We start from the raw sequence: 20042 nt of genomic DNA, 5'->3' as shown, positions 1-20042 counted from the left end.
GGCACATGACAACAAAAACCAAGGCCTCGGGCCGACGCTCGCGAGACAACAAGTCGCGCCGCGGTGACGACCGAAACCGCAACAACCCGTGGGTGGACATGCTCGCGCTGGCGATCATCGTCGGCGCCGCGGTCACCCTGGTGGTTGTCGGCCACGCGACGGCCGCGGTGCTGGCGGCGGCGGGCGGCTTCGCCGTCGGCCTCTACCGCGGCTGGCGCATGAGCCAGCGGCGCTGATGCCCTTGGAGATTGCCCCGCCTCGCATGGAGGCGGGGCTTTCTTATTGTCTGCACCGGGTGTGACCGCCTTCGCCGTTTGTCATGGCGGCGAAACGCGGGTCGCGCTGGGTACGGTTGGTCTGCTGTTGTATCGGCTCGAAACTGTGTTGGCTCGCGAACGAGGAGTGCCCTGTGGATTTCAAGAACCTGGCGAACAAGGCGATGGACCTGGCCCAGAAGAACGCGGACAAGGTGGATACGGTCATCGAGAAGGCGGGCGATCTGGTCGACAAGAAGACCGACGGCAAGTTCGCGGGCCAGGTCGACAGCGCTCAGGAAGCCGCCAAGAAGGCAGTGCGCAAGGAGGGGTGATCACACCGGATGTCGGTGGTCGACCGGGGACATTTCGATTCCCCGGTCGACGGATACCAGGCGCGAGGCTCAGTCCTGTGCGCCCGCCAGCAGCGGGAGGATGGACGCGGTATCGGTGACCATGGCATGGCCCTGGAACTCGAATTCGTCGTACGCTCGCGTCATTGCCTCTTTATCGCGGCCGCCGCAGGCGTCGCTGATGACAACCGGCACGAAACCCAGATCGGTCGAGTGGGTGACCGTCGGGGCGATGCCGATCTCCAGCGCGACGCCGACGATCGCGTAGGCGCCGATACCGAGATCGCGTAGCACCGCGGCCAGGGGCGTGCCCTCGAATGCGGACATCGACGTCTTGTCGAACACCACCTCGTCGGCGGTCGGCCGGAGCTCGGGGACCAGCTCGAAGGCCGGAGTGTCGCGCTGCAGGATGAACTTCAGGTCATCGACCGAATCCGCCTGCTGCCAGCTCATCGCCATCCGCAGGGCGAATGTTCCGCTCAGCCTGCGCGGCAGGAAGAAGTGCCGCAGGAAGATCACGGGGTAGCCGCCGCGACGGGCCGCTTCGACCACCCGCGCGACGCGCTCGATGATCTCCTCGCTGTCCGGTAGTTGGCTGAGCACACCGACCTGCATGTCGTAGACGATGACGGCCATGCGGTGCGGGGCACACACATCGGCGAGTCCTTCGGGAATGTCCAGTCCATTGCCATGGCGCATGGTCGGCTCAACTCCATTCTCGATACTGCGATCGCCGTCCGGACTCGGCCCGGCAGCGATTCGGGTGCGCTTGCTATTCGATTGTGCGGAGGGCACTTTCGACCCCACTGTAACCATGGATGACCAGGACGAGGTCGGCGGTGGGGCTGCCCTCCGATGACCGTTGCCGGGCGTGGTATTCGGTGTACCGTGGGTGTCCTCGAGGCCGGGCAGAGTCGGCGCTGACGTGTACCCGGCGCCATTGCGTCGCGCCGCGTCGGAAGTCTGGAGGCCCCGATGAAAATACTTCGCGGCAGGTTGGGTGTCACCGGACCGGCATCGATTCTCGCCGCCATATTGCTATTGGTTCTGGCCTTCATGACGATGGCGACCGTCGCGCGGGCGGACGTGCCGCGCCCGGACGACGATCCGTTCTACGCCGCGCCCGCCGACCTGGCCGCCTACCCGGACGGCGCGATCCTGCGATCGCGGCAGATCGCGCTATACGGACTGCCCCTTCCGGTTTCGGCATGGCAGGTGCAGTACCGGACCAATGACGCCAGCGACCGGCCGGTGCCGGGGATGGCCACCGTGATGGTGCCGAACCTGCCGTGGTTCGGGCCGGGGGAGCGGCCGCTGCTGTCCTATCAGGTCGCCGAGGACAGCCTCGGAAGCCGCTGTGCGCCGTCCTACGCCCTGCGCGGCGGGTGGGACATCGGCGGCATCAACACCTGGATCGACACCCCGTTCATGGCCGAGGCGTTGCGTCGAGGCTGGGCGGTGGTGGCCAGTGACTACGAGGGTCCACAGTCCCGATTCCTGGACGGGGTGAACTCGGGACGCGGTGTGCTCGACGGCATTCGCGCCGCCCGCGCCTTCGCGCCCGGCGGTGTCGGGCCCGCGAGCCCCATCGGGGCTTGGGGTTATTCAGGTGGTGCGTTCGCCACGCTGTGGGCGGCGCAGATGCAACCTGACTACGCGCCCGACGTGCGATTCGCGGGCATCACCTCCGGCGGTGTTCCCGCGAACTGGCCCGCCATCGCCAGGGGTGTGGATGGCACCGCCCAGGCCGGTCTGGCGATGCTGGTCCTGCTCGCGGTCGCGAAGAACAACCCGAACGCCGGAATCGTGGAGATGCTCAATGAGCGCGGTCGCACGATGCTTGCCGAGGACTCGGCCGCCTGCGGTTCGGATCTGGTCATCAAGTACATCAACGCCCGCGTCGATGATTTCACGATCGAACCGAACCTGTTCTCACACCCGAACTTCCAGGCGGCGACCGATCCGCAGGAGCTCGGTACCGGCGCGCCCGCGGTCCCGACGTACCTGTACCACAGCACAACCGACGATGTGATCCCCGTTGTTGGCTTCACCGAATTGCTCGGCCGATACTGCGCGCAGGGCGCCGACATCACCTTCGTGCATTCGCAGCTGCCGGGCCACAACCCGGCCGCCATCGGTGAGGCCGCAGGAGCGATGGGTTATCTCGCCGACAGGTTCGCGGGCGTGCCGGTTGCCCCCGGCTGCCACGGCAGGTAACGCCTGACACCGGAAATGGCAAGGCGCGCACCGAACTCGTATGAGTCGGTGCGCGCCGGCGTCAGGACTTGTCGAGCTAGCGAGTGGGAGTTGATGGGCTCGCGAACTTCGTGGTTCCCGGCGGCGCGGTCAGGGTGCTGACCAGGTCGATGCCCGCGATCAGCAGTGCGGGTCCGCCCACCACGATGGTGCCGATGATGCCACCGATCGCGGCGCCGGCGACAACGCTCGCGATCACGGTCGGTCCGCCGACGATGCCGGTCAGCCCGACCAGTGCGCCGATCACCGTGCCGATGAAACCGCCCACCGCCGTGGCGATTCCGAACTGCGACAGGAAGGTGTCCTGTGCCTGCTGGTTCTCCGCGGTCGAGGCGACCGCGGTCAGCGCCACCGGGCGCGCCTGCGCGTAGTCCTTGACCGGGGTCAGTTCGAGCACCCGGCCCGCGTCTTGCACCGCATGCGGCAGCGGAAACTCGAGTCCATCCTGCCGGAACGACAGCGGCAGCGTGACCACTGTGTTGCCCGCCGTGTCCTTGATGTCGACCGAGTTGCCCGCCACCTCGAACACCCCATCGGTCAGCGTGGTGACGACCTTGCCGCCCACCAGCTTTGTCTCGTATCCGATCTCGGGTGCGGGCGCCGGTTGCGCGTGGGAGGTGCCCGCGACCGCGACCGCGGCGACGATCGGGACTGCGGCCGCAGTGATCTTGCGGAGATTCATTCGGGTGTTCCAATCTTCATCAGGTTTCAAGCCCTACCCAACACCACGCACGCCGAAATTCTTTCCCCCGAACGTGCGTGCAGCGCTTGATGTGATACAGAGAACAGTTCCTGCGAAGGTCACCGTACCGCGCGGACGAGGGTTTGGGCCACAATTTGAGGGGTAATCATTTCTGTTTCGAGTCACGAATTCTCGTATAGCACTTCGCTATACAACCAGGCGTGGCCGACTGCCGTCACTGCAATACGTTGATCGCCCTGGCGATGACCAGTGCCGCCAGAATGAGGGAAATCGCCGACTGCGCCATCATCATCGTCTTCGCCCACCGCGACATCGGCATCACATCCGTCGGGCTGAACGCGGTCGCGTTGGTGAACGCCAAGTACAGGTAGTCGATGAACTGCGGCTCCCAGTCGGGTTCGGCCAGTTCAGGGTTCTGCATCTGGACGAACAGGAAGTCCGGCAACGTTTGCCGCGCGTGCGCTCGTGCGGCGGGTCCGCCACGGTCGAATTCCCAGTAGCCCAACCCGAACACGACCACATTGGTCAACCAGATGGCCCCGCCGGTGGCGAGCAACTTCGCGGGCTCACCGCTGAGCGTCCCATCGATCAGTCCGACCACCAGCCGGTCCGCCGACCATGCGGTGGCCAGTGCCAGCAGTCCGATGAGGATCAGCCCGCCCCACCGCAGCCACGTCTCCTCGCGGTCGATCCGCACCGGATTGGCCACCACCAGGAACCCGAGCAGCACTGTCTCCAGTGCGGGCAACAGCCAGGCGGGTTCCGGCAGGAACTGATTCGGCAGCGCTAGCTGCAACACCACGATCGCCAGCACCGCCGCGGTCGCGGCGACCCGCGACTCACCCGCCGTCCGCCGCTGCCAGGCCGGAACGTCGTCGCTGTCCGTCACACCGGCCAGTATCACCCCGCCCCAGCCGAATCCGATGTCTGCCACGCGGCGATGGACACCACCCGCCGCAGCTGACGCCCGAGGTCAGATCAGCAGGTCGAGCCCGATCGCGCCGACGCAGACGGCAATGACGACAGCCAACGCGATCGCATCGCGGCGACCGGGGGAACTGGGGTGCGCGGTGAGCTGGCCGGTGCCACCGCGTGCCGTGATCGCCTCACCCAATTCGCCCGCGCGGCGGGTGGATACGGCCATGGCGGCGGTGAGGATGTCGATCAGCGGGTTATCGGCGGCGCGTTGCAGCATGCCGTCCTTCGGACGCAGCTTGCGTGCCGCGCGCAAAACGCGCATCTCGTCCATGAGCAGCGGCAGGCCGCGCAGGGTGAGGGCTACGACGACGGCCCATTCATCCACGGGCAGCCGAAGTTTGCGCAGTGGCCCTGCCATCTTGGCGAGGGCGGGCGCGACATCGCCGAGCGGTGTGGTCCAGGCGATCATGAACGAGGCGGCCACCAGGATCAGGGCGAACGTCGCGGTCTGGGCATAGCGCAGCACGGCCGCACCGCCCACCGGAACACTGATCAGTGCACCGACGCCGAGTAGTGCCCAGAACCACCAGGGCAGTCGCGGCAGCGTGCCGAGCGGCAGCCGGGCGACCACGCCGATCAGCAGCAGGAAAGTGACCATCACGCCGAGCACGGGCCAGGACGGCAGGAACATCAGCAGCAGGCTGATCAGAAACGCCGCAATCATTTTGGTGCCGGCCCAGAGGCTGTGCACCGGGCTCGACACCGGGACTTCGCGGAAAAGGACTGCGCTCATCATCGACCTCCGTGCTCGAGGCGCCAGGCGGTCGCGGCGCGTGGATCGAGTTTGTGCGCAGTCGCATCGGGCACATTCGTCGGATCGTGCACCGGTGCGGCCCCCGGGATGCTCCCGGACTGCAGGTGCACGGTCCGGTCACACACCCCGGCCAGGTCTTCGACGTCGTGTGAGATGACGATCAGGGTAAGGCCGGAATCGCGGAGGCGGGCAAGGAGTTCGACGACATCGGCGCGACCCTCTGGATCGAGACCGGCCAGCGGCTCATCGAGCACGACGACCTGCGGGTGGCTGGCCACGATCGCCGCGAGCACCACTCGCTTCGCCTGTCCGCCACTGAGTTCCTCGATGGATCGCGCGGCCAACCGCCGATCAAGGCCGACGGCGTCCAAGGCGCGCCCGACCGCGCCGGAGCCGGTGGCCCGCCCACCCCAGTCGGCGATCTCCGCGCCGACCGTCTGTTTTTGCATCTGCAACCGAGAATGCTGGAACGCCAGTGCGACTCGGCCGGTCCGTTTGGCGCTCGGCTTGCCCGCGAGTTCGCAACGGCCCGAACTCGGTTCGATCAGCCCGGCCATGATCCAGGCGAGGGTGGATTTGCCTGATCCGTTGCCGCCGACGATCAGCAGCGCCTCACCACGCCGGACCGCGAGATCGACGGAGTGCAATGCCGGTGCTTCCCAGGGTGTTCCGCGGTTGTAGGTGTGCCGGACATCGCGCAGCTCCAGAATCGGCTCGCCCATGGGGCGGCGGCGCGCATCGCGCATCGGCCGCGGCCAGGCGGGCAGGTGCTCGACGGTGCGCCCGCTGGCCAGATGCACCACCCGATCGGCGGCCGCGGCATCGGCTTCGTGATGGGTCACCAGCACCACCGCCATATGGTGTCGTTTCGGCAGTCCGGCCAGCAGCGTGACGAGGTCACGACGGCCATCGGGATCGATCATCGACGTGGCCTCGTCGGCGATGAGCAGCGCAGGGCGTCTGGCCAGCGCCGCGGCGACCGCGAGCCGCTGCTGCTGGCCGCCGGAGAGGGTCGCGGTTTCCTTGTCGCCCATGCCGTCCAGGCCGACCTCGCGCAGCAGTGCGTCGATGTCGACCGCCGCGGCGAGTTCCTCGGACAGGCCCCACACCACGTCGTCGGCCACGAGCACGCCGAGGGTCTGGCTTTCGGGCCGCTGCAGCACCAACGCGGTCCCGCCGAGGTGGCCGAGGCCGGCGGACCCCGGACGGTGCACGGTGCCCGAGGTCGGTGGGTGACCGGCGATCAGCCTGGTCAGCGTCGATTTGCCGGACCCGTTGTGGCCGACGACCGCCACGAACTCATCGATATCGACGGTGAGGTCGATGCCGTGCAACGCATCCACCGACGCCCCCGGATAGCGGAAGGTGACATCGCGCAGCGTCACCGGCAGCGGTGCGATGGGCCGGTCGTCCAGCGGCGCGTCGAGCCGATCGCGGCCGGGCAGATCGGCGAGCCGGTCCAATACCGAGCCGAGGACGAACCAGGAGAACACCGCGCTCACCAGGACCCCAGCGGTCACGCCCGCCATGATCCAGACCCACCACGACGCGAGCACGGCGTCGGTGGTGTCGGCGGCGAGCCGTCCGAGCGGCTCGAGCTGCGGCTGCCGCGCCGCGAGATTCTGCACGCCGTGGGCGAGATTGCGGATGCTGTCGAACAGCAGATCGCGTGACCGGGAGAACAGCAGCAGGTTTCCGACGGCGAAAGCGCCCCACACCAGCCCGGCGAGTACCGCGAGTCCGAGCACCGCGACCAGTCCGCCGCCGCGCCGCTTCACCGTGCCGATGATGCCCGCGAGCGTGGCGGAGCTCACCAGGCCGATGGCGGGCACAATGCCGGCCGCGACGAAGGTGACCAGTGCGGCCGCAATGGTGGCGGTGAGCAGGGCACGCAGACGATAGCGGTAGGCGAGCAGGCCGAGCGGCACTGCGGCGACCAGCTGCAACCCCGCGGCGAACGGGATCACCGATCCGATGGTGACCAGCCCGACCGTGACACCGCCCAGTACCGCACCGGTGGCCAATTCGATCGGCCGCAGCGGTCCGCGGTCGATGGGGCCTGCGGCTGAGGGCAGATCATTCACGCAACAAGTCTGCCTGCTCGAACCGCGCCGCGCTCGGGCCTGCCGACGTTCGGCCCGCTCGCGCTATTGCCGTGCGGGTCGGGAGTGTGTTCGCTCGGTAGTGGGTCAGGCGGCGGGAGTAAGGGTGTAGTCGGCAACATTTACCTTGCGGAGTTTGCGGCGGTAGCTGATCTGGGTCCCCGGCCAGTTGTTGGTGATGCGGCCGGAGGCGTTGCGATACCAGCTGGAGCAGAAGTTCCATGGTGTTCTGGCCAGGCGTTGTTGCAGGGCGGTGTTGAACCGCTGCTCCGGCTCCGCGCGGACCTCGAGGTAGTGGCCGGGGCGGGTGGCGAGTAGTTCGATGGCGCGGCGGATGTAGCGGGCCTGGGATTCGATCATGTAGATGATCGAGCCGACCCCGAGATTGGTGTTCGGGCCGTAGACCAGGAACAGATTCGGGAAGTCCGGCACGGTGATGCCGTAGTAGGCGTGCGCGCCGCCCTGCCAGACGTCGGAAAGCTTGCGGCCCGCGCGGCCGTAAATATTGATGGGCCACAGGAACTCGGTGCCCTTGAAGCCGGTCCCGTAGATGATCACATCCGCTTCGTGCACGGTGCCATCTGCGGTGCGCGGGCCTTCGGGGGTGATCTCGGTGATCGCCGCGGTCTCCACCCGGACGTTGGGCTGGGTCAGCGCCGGAAAATAGTCGTTGGAGAACAGTCCGCGCTTGCATCCGATCGGGTAGTCCGGGGTGAGCTTGGCGCGCAAGTCCGGATCGGTGACCTGCTCTTCCAGGTGCCGCGTGGCGATGCTGCCCACCATCTTCGCGATCCGCGGGAACTCGACCAGCCCGAGTGCCACGAACTCGGCGATGGCCCACCACCCGAATCGCTCGACGAGCAGCGCACCGGGCAGATGCGCGAACAGCTTGTGCTGGATCGGCTTGTAGTCGGTGTCGAACTTGGGCAGCACCCAGGCCGGGGTGCGCTGGAACAGGGTCAGGTGGGCTACCGACGGCTGGATCTCCGGGAGGAATTGGATGGCGCTTGCGCCGGTACCGATACAGGCCACCCGTTGGCCGGTCAGCTCGACGCCGTGGTCCCATTCGGCGGAGTGGAAGGCATGGCCCGTGAAGGTGTCGATGCCAGGGATGTTGGGCATGGCGGGCCGTGACAGCTGGCCGACCGCGGGGATCAGGACGTCGGCGGTTCTGGCGGTCCCATCGGCGGTGCGCACCGTCCAGCGGCCCGCGACGTCGTCGAACTCGGCGTCGGTCACCTCGGCGCCGAAGTGGATGCGCTCCAGCAACTGGTGGCGGTCGGCCACACCGCGCAGGTAGTCCTGGATGGCGGCCTGGCCGGAGTACCGCTGCGGCCAGTCCGGCTTCGGCTCGTAGGAGAACGAATACAGCGGGGACGGCACGTCACATGCCGCGCCGGGGTAGGTGTTCTCCCGCCAGACGCCGCCGATGTCGGCGGCCCGCTCCAGGATGGTGATGTCGTCGAAGCCGCTGCGTCGCAGTTCTATCGCCATCCCGATGCCGCCGAAGCCGGATCCGATGATGATGACCGACGGCCGCTCGCCAGGTTCCATGTGACACCCCTCACAGCAGTGCTTTTAAGCCCACTCTAGGACGCACAGCGTGAGGGATCGAGATTTTCGGCCATAATGGCCCGGTGGAGCGGGTGCAGGATCCGGGAATCCGCGACTGGAACTTTCCGCGCGGAATAGCCAGCGTGGTGTTGATGGTCGGCTACGCGGGTGAGCAAGGCGTGCCCGCCGGGCGGATGCTCGCGGGCACCGGGCTGACCGAGGCGACCTTGCGGGACCCGGACGCGCAGATCGACGCGCATATCGAACTCGCCGTGGTGCGCAACCTGGTGCGCGCGCTGGCCGATCGGTCTGCGCTCGGCATCGAGGTCGGCCGCCGCTACCGGATCACGACCTTCGGGATCTTCGGCTTCGCCTGCGTCAGCAGCCCGACGCTCGGCGAGGCGATCCTGTTCGCGCTGCGCTATCTGGAGCTGAGCTTCACCTTCTGCCTGCCCGTCGCGGAATGGCGATCCGGCGAATTCGTCGCCTGGGTGCACGACGAGTCGATACCCGCCGATGTGCGGCAGTTCCTGGTCGAACGCGACGTGACCGCGATGCATCAGGTGATGAGCGACCTGCTCGGTAAGAATCTGCCGCTCGCCCGCGCCGAGTTCCGTTTCGCGGAACCGGCATACGCCGACCGGCTCGCCGAGGACCTTGGGGTGCGACCCGAGTTCGGGCGCGCGCACAATCTGTTCTCCATCGACCCGGCGATGCTGGAACAGCCACTGCCGCAAGCGAACGCGCATACCTGGGCGATCTGTCTCGCGCAATGTCGGGACCTGGTGGACCGGCGCCGCGCCCGCACCGGCATCGCGGCAGAGGTGCGCGAGCTGCTGGTACCCGGCGGTGCCGACGGATTCGCTGCGCCCGCCGGAATCGACACCGTCGCACGCGATCTCAACATGAGCACTCGCACCCTGCGTCGCCACCTGGATGCCGCGGGCACCAGCTATCGTGCCCTACTGGACGAAGTGCGCCGCGCTCTCGCGGAGGAAATGCTCACCGCCACACCACTTTCGGTGAGCGACGTCGCCATCCGCCTCGGCTACGCCGAATCCTCGACCTTCATCTTCGCCTTCAAACGCTGGACCGGCGCGACGCCCGCCGCCTATCGGCGCGAGCGCGCTAGCCGGCGATAGCGGTCAGCGGGGTTGGACTCCTATCCAGCCGCCCATCGGGACGCTGCGGAAATGTGTTGTCATGCGGAGGTTTTCGTCGATGGCATGCAGCGCGAGGGCGGGATCCGGTGCGTAGTCCATCACGCGATGGGGGAGATCGAGTTCCCATTCGCCGCCGAGCACGGATGCGGTGCTCGGCGCCACCAGCAGCGGGCGCCCGCCGAAGGTCGTCGCCACCGAGGAGTGGGCATGGCCGGTGATCACCCCGACGATGCGCTTGTCGCCCGCGACGAGTTCGGCGAGGCGGTCCGGTTCGGTCAGCGAGATTCCATCGATGACGGGACTGAAGAGGTGCGCGGGCGGGTGATGCAGGGCAAGCAGCACAGGCGCGTCGGCGGGCGCCGCGGCCAGCACACCGCGCAGCCAGTCGTAGGTCTCGTCGCTCAGGCGGCCGCTCGATTCGCCGGGGATGCTCGAATCCAGCAGGGCGACAGTCAGTTCGCCGACGCGGTGCGCGTGATTGATCGGTGCGGTCGAGGCCGGTTCGCCGAGCAGCGCGGTGCGGAAGGCGGCGCGATCATCGTGATTGCCGGGAATGGCGTACACCGGGATGTCGGATTTCAGCGCCATCCGCGCCTCGGCGTACTGATCGGGCTTGCCGGAGTCGGTGACGTCGCCGGTCACCAAGATGGCATCGGGCCTGCGTTGCAGGTCGGCGATGAACGCCAGCACCCGCTCGACGCGTTCGGCGTTGCGGGCGCCGAGATCGAAATGGGTATCGCTGACCTGAGCCACCAGGATCATCGGCGTTCGCTTTCTCTGGGGGATCGCTCCGTTGCGTCAGAGTGTGCCCGCGTCGCTCGGACGGCACGTCATCAGGCTAGATGACCTGCGCATTACGCGTCGCCATGAGGCTCGCCACCGGCCGAAACCAGCTCGGCGGTCTGTGTCGGCACTCACGCCTGTTCCAGGTGATCCGGCCTGCGCGGGCCGGTAGGAGTCATTGGTCAGCGGTCAATGCCGCCAACGTCTGCAAGGCGCGCACGAACGCTCGCCGGTCCGCTGGGCTCAAGTGGGCGAGCAATCGGTCTTCCTGCTCTTGGATCTCGCGTTGTGCGCGTTCGCGGGTGGTCCGGCCGGCCGGAGTCAGCGACACCAGGTGGGCGCGACGGTCCGCGGGATCCGGTGCCCGGTGAATGAGCCCACGCTGCTGCAGGTCGTCGAGCACGCCGATGATGCGGGTTTTGTCCGCACGGATCGCTTTGGCGAGCGCGGACTGGGTGTACACGGGTTCGTCGCCGAGTCCGAGCAGCACCACATAGCCCCACATGGTCAGGTTGTGGCGCTCGAGCACGGGTAGCTCCGCCGCGGTGAGCGCGCGGACGAGCGGCACGATCATCGCGGCCAGATCTGGGCGCTTTGGTTCGGGCATAGCTAGAAAATACTGCTTGGTAATCGGTGTGCTGATGCTTATGATAAGCGAGAGCTTATTATTAGCGAGAGGATCAGGACATGACCACCGATTCGAGCACCCCCGCCGAGCTGCGCACCCTCGATGCGGTCGGCGCCGATGTCGACCTAGTCGCGCTCGACGCCAAGGCGGTGCGCACCAGCATCGAACTGGTATCGCACGTCACCGCGACCGATCTCGCCAAGCCGACGCCGTGCGCAGACTGGACGCTGCACGGCCTGCTGACGCACATGATCGCCCAGCACTACGGCTTCGCCGCCGCGGCCCGAGGCGAGGGCGACCCGGCGCTGTGGAAGCTACGTCGCCTCGGTGCGGACCCGGCCGAGAGCTACCGGGCCGCAGCGGAGCACGTCATCGCGGCCTTCGCCGAAGACGGCGTGCCGGAACGGAGTTTCCCGCTGCCGGAGTTCACCACGGCCTTCGAATTCTCCGGCGCCCAAGCCGTTGGCTTCCACTTCATCGACTACGTCGTGCACTCCTGGGACATCGCCCGAACCCTCGGCAGGACAGTGAGTTTCGACGACGACCTACTGGCGGCCGCGCTCGTCGTCGCCGAAGTCGTCCCCGGCGGAAAGGCCCGCCTGGCCCCAGGTGCCGCCTTCGGCCCGGAGATCACCTGGTCCGGTGATTCCACCCTCGACGACATCGTCGCCATGCTTGGCCGTTCCCCGAACTGGCCCAATTGAATCGACTCGCTCGACGAGTGCTGCGAAATTATGCGTCGTGCAGGAGTTCGTCGGCGCGGCCGAGGATCGATTCGACGTCGGGCTGCTCGGCGCGCAGTGGCTGCCAGAAGTCCTGGCCCGGTGCCGCCGTCAGCGCGAGCTGCGGGGGAATGCGCCATGGCGCGGCCAGGCCGAGCTGCCATGAGTGCAGATAGGTGCGTTCGTGGCGACCGGACTTGTCGAACAACGGGTCACCGACGATCGGGTGTCCGATCCAGGCCAGGTGCACACGGATCTGGTGGCGGCGGCCGGTGATCGGGCGCAACGCGAGCACGGTGTGGGCGTCGGCGCGGTGGACCGTCACGAAGCGGGTGACCGACGGATAGTTCTTGGTATCCAACAGATCTGCCGCGTCGACGAACCAGCGGTCCGCCGCGGTGCGGATGCTCTCCCGTTGCGCCGCGATGCGGACCCGATTCTTACGTCCGGCACTGAGCGGCAGGTCGATGACGCCGCGGTCGGGCAGCCCTGTCGACTCGACGATCGCAAGATACGCCTTCTCCGCGGTCTGCTTGTTGAACTGCCTGGTCAGCTGCCCGTGCGCGGCGAGCTCCTTGGCGAGCAGCACCAACCCGGAGGTCACCTTGTCGATCCGGTGCACGGGGTAGAGCGTCTCGCCCGCCGCGGCGGCGGCCTCGACGATGTCGCTGTCGTGCCGCTCCCCGGTGACGGAGATTCCGGCCGGCTTGTTCAACGCCAGCACCGCTGTGTCTTCCAGCACGACACACCGCCGCCGCAACTCCGCCCAGTCCACATCCACCCGGACGAGCTTAGGCGGAGGCTATTTGTACTTGCCGTTGCGGCGCAGGACGTGCGGGCGCAGGCGGTTGAAGCCGCGGACACGGACGCTGCGGAGGTTGCGGATATCGAACTCCGGATTGTCCGCCAGTGCGGCGGCGGCTTCGTCGTCGATCATCACGGTGCCCGGGCGGGCGACGCCGGTGAGGCGGGACGCGATATTCACCACGGAGCCGTACAGATCGCCGAATCGTTGCAAGACCGGCCCGTAGGCGACCGCCACGCGCAGATCGGGAGTGCCGCCGACCATCATCGTGCTTTCCTGGATGGCCAGCGCGATCCGCGCGGCGTCGGCCGGATCCTCGGCGGCGAACATGACCTCGTCGCCGACATTCTTGATGACCCAGCCGCCGTTTTCGGTGATCGCGGCCGTCGTGGTGGATTCGAACGCTTCCAGCAGCATCGCGAGCTCATCGGGGTGCAAGTGCCTGGTCAGCCGGGTGTAGCCGACCATATCGGCGAAGCCGACCGCCAACTCGCGGACGGATTCGCCCGCCGTTGTTCCCGGGTCGAGTGAACGAGCGAGCGCTGCCGCGAGGTGGCGACGCCAGGCGTAGTCATTGAGCTGTTCGAGTGTCGAAATCGCCGCCTCGGTGGCGGTTCGGACCGTCTCGGCCGGGTCGGCGCCGGGATCGGCCTTGGCGATGCGGTCGCCGATCTCCGCGAGCACCAGATCGACTTGCCATTCCGCGAGCCGGGCCATGCCCTGGCCGAGCGTGCGCGCCGTCGCGGACTGCTGCCGAGAGTCGGCCGAGGACAGTGCGTTCAGCGCGCGGAAATTGCGGACCGCGGCGACATCGGCGTCGGTGTAGTCGACGGCGTCGTCGTCGACACCGGTGGGGAAGCCGAGCGCCATCCACAGCCGCCCGGTGAGCTCGGTTGATGTCCCGGACCGCGCGGCGACCTCGCCTCGGCCGTATCGGCGTGGTCCGTCGAGCAGATACGACTCCACGACCGACTGGACCAGCTCGGAATTCTCGGTGGGAACCATGGCCGGTACCTTACGGCCAAGCCGCGGGCGCAGGGCGTCAACCGGCCAAGGGAGCGCCGTCCAGCTGGAACGCCACAGTCCGAGCGACAAATGCTCGTGGTGGATCACAAAGTCGATCGCCGGATGGTTGGTGCGGGTCGACTGGCGGTGGCTGTTCAGCTCAGGTGCAGCCATTGTCCCGGCGACGGGACTCCTTGCTGGTCCACGACCATGATCAGGTACCAGCCGGGAGGTGCCAGCGCCGGATTGGCGGGGAGGGTCAATGTGATCGAACCCGGTGCGGTGCTGGTGAATTCGAGGTCGACCAGACGTTGTTCGTTGTCGGTGGAATGGGTGCACGCGCTGGGGCGCATGAGGGCCGCTTCGCGGATATCGGCCGCGGTCGTCGCGGTAACCGTCGCGCCGTAACCCGCCGCGGCGGTCGCCAGTTCGAGCTCTGGTCGCGGTCCACGGAAAAGATAGGGCGGCCAATAGATTTCGATGCGTAGCTCTTCGCTTTTGCGTGCCGGGTTGGACCCCGCGGTGACGACTTTGCCGTCCGGGGTGAGCAGCGCGATCGAGTGATAGAGCCGAGGAACCCGTGAGGGCCCGGTGTGCATCCAGGCGCCCATCGCCGGATCGAAGATCTCGGCATGCGGCGGCGCGGCGTGTGCCATCTCCTCCATGCCGGAGCCGCCGGTTGCCAGCACCGTCCGGTCCGGAAGAATTACCGCGCTGAGATGCATTCTGGCGTGGTCCATCGGCGGCCCTGGCTGGTAAGCGGGCGTCGCCGCGGTGCAGTCGACAATTCGGGTGTCCGCCAAAGCCGGTGCGGGACTGTGCATATCGAATCCACCGCCGCCGAGGATCATCACCTGCTGGTGTTGTGCGGGTGGCAGCAGCACGCTGGCGGCCTGATTGCGGGAACCGGGGTCGGCGAGCCCGGGCACTTCGACGATGGCGCCGGTCGTCGGATCCCAGATCGACGGGCGCATACCGTTGTTCCCGCCGTACTGGCCACCGCTGTAGAAGAACCTGCCGTCGGCGAGCAGTTGCAGGTGGCCGTACATCGGTATCGGGCCGGGTGTCGGCAGCTGTGACCAGGTTTCGGTCGCGGCGTCGAACAGTTCGGGTACGACCGATAGGAAATTGTCGGCGCCGAGGCCCGACACCGCGACCACGTCACCACTCGGCAGTGCCGCAAGCGTGGGATACCAGCGCCCGAAGGCCATGTCCGGCACTGCGGTCCAGGTCAGCGTGATCGGGTCGAAAATGAGTGCGTCCGGCAGACCATAGAACGGGTCATAGCGTTCGGTGCCACCTGCCGCGAGCAGCCTGCCGTCCGGGAGGAATGCCTGTCCGACGCAGAACAGGTCGATCGGGGTGTCTGGTGCGCTCAGGCCGGGCGCGGGGTAATGCCAGACGCGCGTGCGGAATTCGTGCGCGTCGTAGCGATCCGGGTCGTTGCCGGAACCGGCGAAGAACAGCACGTCTCCGGTGTGCAGCAGGGCGGCGTGCACCGGGTTGATCTCGGTGCCGAAATCGAGGATCCGCCACACCCCGAGGTGCGCGGCATGCATCAAATCGGTTTCGAGGTCGAAGACCCTGATCAAGCCCGAATTGACACCCGGTGGCGCATCGATGGTGAACACCACGAGTTCCGGCGCGGCACCCTCGGCACTCAGCACAGCGATTGCCGCACCTTGGTTTTCGTATAGTCCCCACTGTGGCACGGTTGCCCAGCCGCTCCAGCCGTCGATGGCATGCCCGGTCCCGTCCAGGCCCCAGCCGACGGTGTAGAGGCCCGCGTTGACGCCGTCGGGATTGTCCACCGCGAACACGATCAACTCTGGCCTGCCGTCACCGTCCAGGTCCGCGGCCGCGATACCCGCACCCTGGTTTTCCCAGCCGTACCAATCGGGCACTGCCACCCATGGTGTCCATTCGCTCACCACACCGTCCGCGGTCAGGCCCTTGGCCAGCCGGAACTGCCCCGCATTCTGGCCAGGCGGATTGTCGACCGTCAGCACCACGAGCGCGGGCTGCCCATCGATGTCGGTGAGACAGATGTCGGCGCCCTGGTTTTCCCAGCCGTACCAGTCCGGCACCGCGAGCCACGGTGTCCACCCTCCGGTCACTGTGCCGTCGGCGGCCAGATCGCGCCCGATCCGGTAGTAGCCCTGGTTCTGGCCCGGCGGATTGTCCACGACGAACACCACCAGATCGACCTGGCCATTGCCGCTCAGATCCGCGACGGCGATCCCGGCACCCTGGTTCTCCCAGCCGAACCAGTCCGGCACCTCCAGCCACGGCCCCCAACCCTGCACCGACCCATCGGTCGCGAATCCGGCCCCGACCCGATAGAGCCCGATGTTCTGCCCCTGCGGGTCGTCGACCACCAGCACGACGACATTCGGCGCACCGTCGCCGCTGATATCCGCGATCGCGATCCCGCAGTCCTGGTTCTCTAGAGCTGCCCGGTCCGGAACCGGAACGAATTGTCCTACCACGGAATACATGGTGGTCGGTTCTGTCGAATCCGGTGCGATCTTCGCTCGATCCACCGAAAGATCAGGCCGACCGAAATGTTGCGGCAGCGATGCTGGGCTTGCGGGCCGAGGCGAATGTTGGAGTTCGTGGATCGAGAGCGCTTGGTACTACAGGGTTTCGGGCTTGCTGTCGTGGTGCGGGGCGAGGGATTCCCAGGACCAGGTGAGGGTGCCCGCGGTCAGGTCGGCGATGACGCCTTCGAGCCAATGCAATTCGGCTTCGGTGATGGCACGCAGGTATTCGTCCTCCAGCATCACCACGCGTGGCAGCTCCATGGTTGCCGCCTGCGCGGCGTCGGCATCCATCTCGGCGAGCTTGGCGCGCACGGACTTTGCGCGCCGCTCCAGTTCGGTGCGGGCGCCGCCCGGCCCGAGCAGCATCAGAAATGACAGCGCCGCAGGGAATTCGGGATATTCGTTGCGTGGATCGCCGATCATGTCGGCCAGCCAGCCGGCGCAGGCGGCGCGGCCCGCGTCGGTGATCTCGTAGACGGTGCGCTCGGGATACTGCTGGTCGCGTCCGGTCTCGCGGACGGTGACCAGTCCGGCCTCCTGCAGTCTGCCGATCGTTTTGTAGAGCGCGGCGCGCTGGCTGACGTTGACGACCTTGTCCTTGCCCCACTCCTTGATTCGTCGCTGGATCGCGTAGGGATGCATCGGCTCCAGGTGCAGGATGCCCAGCAGCGCCATCGCCAGCGGGGACCGTTTGAACTGCATCGATGCCGTCATAGCAACCATTCTAGTGGTATCCGAACAACTAGCTTCCCAATCACTAGTTGCAAGGAAACTAGTGTTCATGCCACTATTGATTCATCAGCGGAGCCACCGCCCGAAAGGACCACCGAAATGACCGCCGAGCTCGCAGCAGGCCCCACCCGGATCCACGTCGACCACGAGACCGCAGAGCGCCTCGGTAACTGGACCGACGCCATCGCCTTCGACATCACCGCTCGCCACGGCGCCGTCGTCATCGACCTGCGTTCGCCGCAGATCACCGGCGACATCGAACTGCGCGCCGACCTCGATCACGCGATGGTCGAGCTGCTCGTCCCCGACGACGCCGTCATCGACCAGACCGATCTGGAGTGGACCGGCCGCGGCCGCGTCAAGGACTTCGCCCGTCCGAAGGACGCGGCAGGTCGAGTCATTCGTCTCACCGGCACCAGCACCCGTAGCGAATTCCGCGTCCACCGCGCGGGCATCGCCGTCCTCTCGGCGATGTTCTCCCGCGAGTTCTTCGAAGACGCCCGCCGCGCCAACCGCGAAGGCCGCACCCCGACTGTCGCCGACCCGGCCAACGCTTCGGCCTGAAACATCGAGTCATTCGCTGCGCTGTACCGCTATCCCACCGCGCCGACGGCCTGTGCGAAGGCGCGCACCCGGGCCGTCTCGTGGTTGCGATGCCAGACGAGGCCGAGTCGGGACCCTCCAGCCCGCTCACCGGCACGAAAGTGACGGATCTGCTGCGTGTTCCTCGGCTGCCGCGTTGCACAGCAGCATCGCGCCGCGACCCGCCGCCACCAAGGCGAGTCCCTCCTCCCGGGTGCCGACGGCGGGTCCGGCGGGAATGGCGCGACCGCCCGGCGTGACCTCCGGCGCCATGGCGCGGCGCCAGTATTGCGGCGCGGGGCCGCGCGGACCGATCAGCGCGCACTCGGCGAGCTCTTCGGCCGACAGGCTGGTACGTGCCGCGAACGTATGCCCGCTGGAGACCGCAAGGGGCTGCGATTGTTCCGGGAAGACCTAGGCGATGTGGCTGGGCGCCGCGCTTGCCGCCGCGGCATTGCTGACCGCCGCACTCGGTCACGCCCCGGCCGGTGGAAAGCGGTGATGACGTCCTCGATCGGTCACTCCCGCAAGTGCCACCTACAACATGGCGTCCTGCTGATCCCAGCGCGCCAGCAACGCGGCTCGGGCTTCGCGGCTCAGGATCATATTCTGCTGCCAGCCCACCAGCCCGGCTGCCGCCATCGGGGGCGGAGTGGAGGTCGGCTTTCCTACAGGAGTGAAGCCGAGGTTCCGATGTGCGCCGTAAGCCTTGGTGCCGTTGGTTGTATTGGAGTGTACGGCGACGTCACCCATATACTCGAGTGCTGTGCGCATCAGTGCACGCGCGACTCCCGTCCGATGCAATTCCGGCGACACATGCCACGCGTATAGCTGCCCCCTGCCGTCCGGGCGAATGGTTGCTTCGATGAAACCGTCAACTTTTCCCTCTGGCGTCCGATGGACGAAGAATTTAATACTGTCGTCGGCTAGCTGCCTCGAGAAATCTGCTGGTTTACGCTCTGTCATGTCCGCAATGAGTACATCAACCCCGCCGTCTTTCTTGACAACGGGGAGGTCTTTGTACGCTTCACGACATCCATCGAGAAACACTCGGACGATGTCATCCGCGTCCGTCACCGTTGCATCGGTAATCACGTGCTGTTGCATGACGCGCCTAGCGCCGGCCGTACCGTCACTCGGGTGGGACCGCCACGCCAAGCCGCGGTCGGTGTTTATTTCGCCATAACATTTGGCGTCGCACACCGCAGTGTTTATTGCTGCCTCATCGGAGTTTCGAACGATATTCTCGTAGCCGTGCCAGATGGCTTTGCTTGCCCGCCTCATCTCGCCGGTCGCAACTTCGGCCACGCCGACGAGGATATCGCATGGATTGTTTCTCATGAACGAACCTTTCCTACTGCCGAAGCCCCCACGGCTGGTCCGATGCCATCGCATCGGCCTCTTATCGGCTCGCCAATTCTCGACGATCCCCAACTCTGAGAATGAACGCGCACTGTGGTAGCGCCCGCAGTGCCAGACACCGTCATGTCATCCGAATCGTCAGTCCCTTAACGAGATTCGTGCACAAGCGGTCCGTCCTCGAAGCTCGCCCGCCGCCCTGTCGGTCCCGCAACGGGGACTCGGTGACTGACCGTCGGTTCCAGATCCATCGGTTGCGACACTCGAACCCCCACGGCCGCACCATCATCGACGTAGGCAACCCCGACCACGCACTGAAGCTACCGCTGCGATCTCCGCAGTTGTGACGTATCTCCCAGTGGCGGAACAGATTTCATCGACATCGCAGCTCTGCGAGCCGCGTACCAGCGACTTTACCTTCTGCTTTCCGGGGATCACCTGTTGTTCATTTGGATGTCGTGCAACATTATCTGTAGCAATTGTGGGGCGTGGGTTTAGGGTTTTCTCGTGCCTCGCTCCAGAGGCAGCAAGCAGACATGCTCACTTAATGTTCCGGGTGGCGGTTCGATGGCATTGCGACACGATATCCATCAGACACGATTATTTGTCCGAGTGCTAACACGCGTCGAAGCTACCCGCAGCTGATATGTATTCATTCGAATTCCTCGGTGTACGTCCGGGAAAATGGTGCTCGTCTTTTCTGTTCGGTTCCGGAGTGTGGCGGCGAAGAGCTGCATGGCTGGTGCTGATCTTTATTGTGTTGTTG

20 protein-coding genes are annotated in these 20042 nt (G+C 66.5%); 6 read left to right on the top strand and 14 right to left on the bottom strand.

The features are described from left to right. Window positions 1-5: 5 nt before the first annotated feature. Both ACFQZZ_RS08735 and ACFQZZ_RS08730 read left to right on the top strand, forming a co-directional pair. Window positions 6-236 (top strand): hypothetical protein, encoded by a 231-nt coding sequence (locus ACFQZZ_RS08735; protein ID WP_378676624.1) that lies wholly within the window; start codon window positions 6-8, stop codon window positions 234-236. 173 nt (window positions 237-409) lie between these two features. Continuing rightward, window positions 410-589, top strand: coding sequence for an antitoxin (locus ACFQZZ_RS08730; protein ID WP_378676621.1), 180 nt, complete (start codon window positions 410-412; stop codon window positions 587-589). Window positions 590-658: 69 nt separating this feature from the next. Here ACFQZZ_RS08730 and ACFQZZ_RS08725 read toward each other — a convergent pair whose 3' ends face one another. Next, window positions 659-1306, bottom strand: coding sequence for a cysteine hydrolase family protein (locus ACFQZZ_RS08725; protein ID WP_378676618.1), 648 nt, complete (start codon window positions 1304-1306; stop codon window positions 659-661). Between the two features lie 276 nt (window positions 1307-1582). Here ACFQZZ_RS08725 and ACFQZZ_RS08720 point away from each other — a divergent pair, with 276 nt between their 5' ends. After that, complete coding sequence (locus tag ACFQZZ_RS08720) at window positions 1583-2824, top strand: lipase family protein (protein ID WP_378676615.1); 1242 nt, start codon at window positions 1583-1585, stop codon at window positions 2822-2824. 76 nt (window positions 2825-2900) lie between these two features. Here ACFQZZ_RS08720 and ACFQZZ_RS08715 read toward each other — a convergent pair whose 3' ends face one another. The 5 genes from ACFQZZ_RS08715 to ACFQZZ_RS08695 all read right to left on the bottom strand — a co-directional run bounded on the left by ACFQZZ_RS08715 (window position 2901) and on the right by ACFQZZ_RS08695 (window position 8954). Further along, a complete protein-coding gene (locus ACFQZZ_RS08715; protein ID WP_378676612.1) occupies window positions 2901-3545 on the bottom strand; it encodes an ammonium transporter in 645 nt (214 codons plus the stop codon). Window positions 3546-3780: 235 nt separating this feature from the next. Continuing rightward, window positions 3781-4500 (bottom strand): hypothetical protein, encoded by a 720-nt coding sequence (locus ACFQZZ_RS08710; protein ID WP_378676609.1) that lies wholly within the window; start codon window positions 4498-4500, stop codon window positions 3781-3783. Between the two features lie 39 nt (window positions 4501-4539). Continuing rightward, window positions 4540-5277: an energy-coupling factor transporter transmembrane component T family protein gene (locus ACFQZZ_RS08705; RefSeq protein WP_378678284.1), complete on the bottom strand. Its 738-nt coding sequence runs from the start codon at window positions 5275-5277 to the stop codon at window positions 4540-4542. Beyond that, window positions 5277-7382, bottom strand: a complete 2106-nt coding sequence (locus tag ACFQZZ_RS08700) for an ATP-binding cassette domain-containing protein (RefSeq protein WP_378676606.1) — start codon at window positions 7380-7382, stop codon at window positions 5277-5279. Before ACFQZZ_RS08700 ends, ACFQZZ_RS08705 begins: the two co-directional genes overlap by 1 nt. A 105-nt stretch (window positions 7383-7487) precedes the next feature. After that, window positions 7488-8954, bottom strand: coding sequence for a flavin-containing monooxygenase (locus ACFQZZ_RS08695; RefSeq protein WP_378676603.1), 1467 nt, complete (start codon window positions 8952-8954; stop codon window positions 7488-7490). Window positions 8955-9037: 83 nt separating this feature from the next. On the opposite strand from ACFQZZ_RS08695, the gene ACFQZZ_RS08690 reads away from it, so the two are divergent. Then, on the top strand, window positions 9038-10096 hold the full coding sequence (locus tag ACFQZZ_RS08690) for an AraC family transcriptional regulator (RefSeq protein ID WP_378676600.1): 1059 nt from the start codon (window positions 9038-9040) through the stop codon (window positions 10094-10096). A 3-nt stretch (window positions 10097-10099) separates the two neighbouring features. On the opposite strand, the gene ACFQZZ_RS08685 is transcribed toward ACFQZZ_RS08690, so the two are convergent. After that, window positions 10100-10879, bottom strand: a complete 780-nt coding sequence (locus ACFQZZ_RS08685; RefSeq protein ID WP_378676597.1) for a metallophosphoesterase — start codon at window positions 10877-10879, stop codon at window positions 10100-10102. A 196-nt stretch (window positions 10880-11075) separates the two neighbouring features. Then, a complete protein-coding gene (locus ACFQZZ_RS08680; RefSeq protein WP_378676594.1) occupies window positions 11076-11507 on the bottom strand; it encodes a MarR family winged helix-turn-helix transcriptional regulator in 432 nt (143 codons plus the stop codon). An 80-nt stretch (window positions 11508-11587) separates the two neighbouring features. On the opposite strand from ACFQZZ_RS08680, the gene ACFQZZ_RS08675 reads away from it, so the two are divergent. Further along, complete coding sequence (locus tag ACFQZZ_RS08675; protein ID WP_378676591.1) at window positions 11588-12232, top strand: TIGR03086 family metal-binding protein; 645 nt, start codon at window positions 11588-11590, stop codon at window positions 12230-12232. 28 nt (window positions 12233-12260) lie between these two features. On the opposite strand, the gene ACFQZZ_RS08670 is transcribed toward ACFQZZ_RS08675, so the two are convergent. The 4 genes from ACFQZZ_RS08670 to ACFQZZ_RS08655 all read right to left on the bottom strand — a co-directional run bounded on the left by ACFQZZ_RS08670 (window position 12261) and on the right by ACFQZZ_RS08655 (window position 17317). Continuing rightward, window positions 12261-13031: an RluA family pseudouridine synthase gene (locus tag ACFQZZ_RS08670; RefSeq protein WP_378676588.1), complete on the bottom strand. Its 771-nt coding sequence runs from the start codon at window positions 13029-13031 to the stop codon at window positions 12261-12263. A 21-nt stretch (window positions 13032-13052) separates the two neighbouring features. After that, window positions 13053-14060: an adenylate/guanylate cyclase domain-containing protein gene (locus ACFQZZ_RS08665; RefSeq protein WP_378676585.1), complete on the bottom strand. Its 1008-nt coding sequence runs from the start codon at window positions 14058-14060 to the stop codon at window positions 13053-13055. Window positions 14061-14215: 155 nt separating this feature from the next. Then, window positions 14216-16549: a galactose oxidase-like domain-containing protein gene (locus tag ACFQZZ_RS08660; protein WP_378676582.1), complete on the bottom strand. Its 2334-nt coding sequence runs from the start codon at window positions 16547-16549 to the stop codon at window positions 14216-14218. Window positions 16550-16696: 147 nt separating this feature from the next. Next, on the bottom strand, window positions 16697-17317 hold the full coding sequence (locus ACFQZZ_RS08655) for a PadR family transcriptional regulator (RefSeq protein ID WP_378676579.1): 621 nt from the start codon (window positions 17315-17317) through the stop codon (window positions 16697-16699). 117 nt (window positions 17318-17434) lie between these two features. Between ACFQZZ_RS08655 and ACFQZZ_RS08650 the strand changes: the two genes are divergently transcribed. Then, window positions 17435-17899 carry a hypothetical protein gene (locus ACFQZZ_RS08650; protein WP_378676576.1) on the top strand — a complete coding sequence of 155 codons (465 nt, stop codon included), beginning with the start codon at window positions 17435-17437 and terminating at the stop codon, window positions 17897-17899. Window positions 17900-18025: 126 nt separating this feature from the next. Here the strand turns inward: ACFQZZ_RS08650 and ACFQZZ_RS08645 are convergent, their stop codons facing one another. Both ACFQZZ_RS08645 and ACFQZZ_RS08640 read right to left on the bottom strand, forming a co-directional pair. Further along, window positions 18026-18265 carry a hypothetical protein gene (locus ACFQZZ_RS08645; protein WP_378678281.1) on the bottom strand — a complete coding sequence of 80 codons (240 nt, stop codon included), beginning with the start codon at window positions 18263-18265 and terminating at the stop codon, window positions 18026-18028. Between the two features lie 189 nt (window positions 18266-18454). Continuing rightward, the gene (locus tag ACFQZZ_RS08640) at window positions 18455-19258 is read right to left on the bottom strand and encodes a GNAT family N-acetyltransferase (RefSeq protein WP_378676573.1); all 804 of its coding nucleotides are present in this window, start codon (window positions 19256-19258) and stop codon (window positions 18455-18457) included. Window positions 19259-20042: the final 784 nt, after the last annotated feature.

This window comes from Nocardia sp. GCM10030253 (assembly GCF_042675075.1).
Classification (GTDB): domain Bacteria; phylum Actinomycetota; class Actinomycetes; order Mycobacteriales; family Mycobacteriaceae; genus Nocardia.
Note: the sequence above shows the minus strand (reverse complement) of the source record. Positions and strands in the feature narration are given on the sequence as shown.

Excerpts from the sequence above, each read along its gene's own strand:
- ACFQZZ_RS08735 (WP_378676624.1), top strand. The coding sequence starts at position 6 with ATGACAACAAAAACCAAGGCCTCGGGCCGACGCTCGCGAGACAACAAG.
- ACFQZZ_RS08725 (WP_378676618.1), bottom strand. The coding sequence starts at position 1,306 with ATGCGCCATGGCAATGGACTGGACATTCCCGAAGGACTCGCCGATGTG.
- ACFQZZ_RS08720 (WP_378676615.1), top strand. The coding sequence starts at position 1,583 with ATGAAAATACTTCGCGGCAGGTTGGGTGTCACCGGACCGGCATCGATT.
- ACFQZZ_RS08715 (WP_378676612.1), bottom strand. The coding sequence starts at position 3,545 with ATGAATCTCCGCAAGATCACTGCGGCCGCAGTCCCGATCGTCGCCGCG.
- ACFQZZ_RS08705 (WP_378678284.1), bottom strand. The coding sequence starts at position 5,277 with ATGAGCGCAGTCCTTTTCCGCGAAGTCCCGGTGTCGAGCCCGGTGCAC.
- ACFQZZ_RS08695 (WP_378676603.1), bottom strand. The coding sequence starts at position 8,954 with ATGGAACCTGGCGAGCGGCCGTCGGTCATCATCATCGGATCCGGCTTC.
- ACFQZZ_RS08685 (WP_378676597.1), bottom strand. The coding sequence starts at position 10,879 with ATGATCCTGGTGGCTCAGGTCAGCGATACCCATTTCGATCTCGGCGCC.
- ACFQZZ_RS08680 (WP_378676594.1), bottom strand. The coding sequence starts at position 11,507 with ATGCCCGAACCAAAGCGCCCAGATCTGGCCGCGATGATCGTGCCGCTC.
- ACFQZZ_RS08675 (WP_378676591.1), top strand. The coding sequence starts at position 11,588 with ATGACCACCGATTCGAGCACCCCCGCCGAGCTGCGCACCCTCGATGCG.
- ACFQZZ_RS08665 (WP_378676585.1), bottom strand. The coding sequence starts at position 14,060 with ATGGTTCCCACCGAGAATTCCGAGCTGGTCCAGTCGGTCGTGGAGTCG.
- ACFQZZ_RS08655 (WP_378676579.1), bottom strand. The coding sequence starts at position 17,317 with ATGACGGCATCGATGCAGTTCAAACGGTCCCCGCTGGCGATGGCGCTG.
- ACFQZZ_RS08650 (WP_378676576.1), top strand. The coding sequence starts at position 17,435 with ATGACCGCCGAGCTCGCAGCAGGCCCCACCCGGATCCACGTCGACCAC.
- ACFQZZ_RS08640 (WP_378676573.1), bottom strand. The coding sequence starts at position 19,258 with ATGAGAAACAATCCATGCGATATCCTCGTCGGCGTGGCCGAAGTTGCG.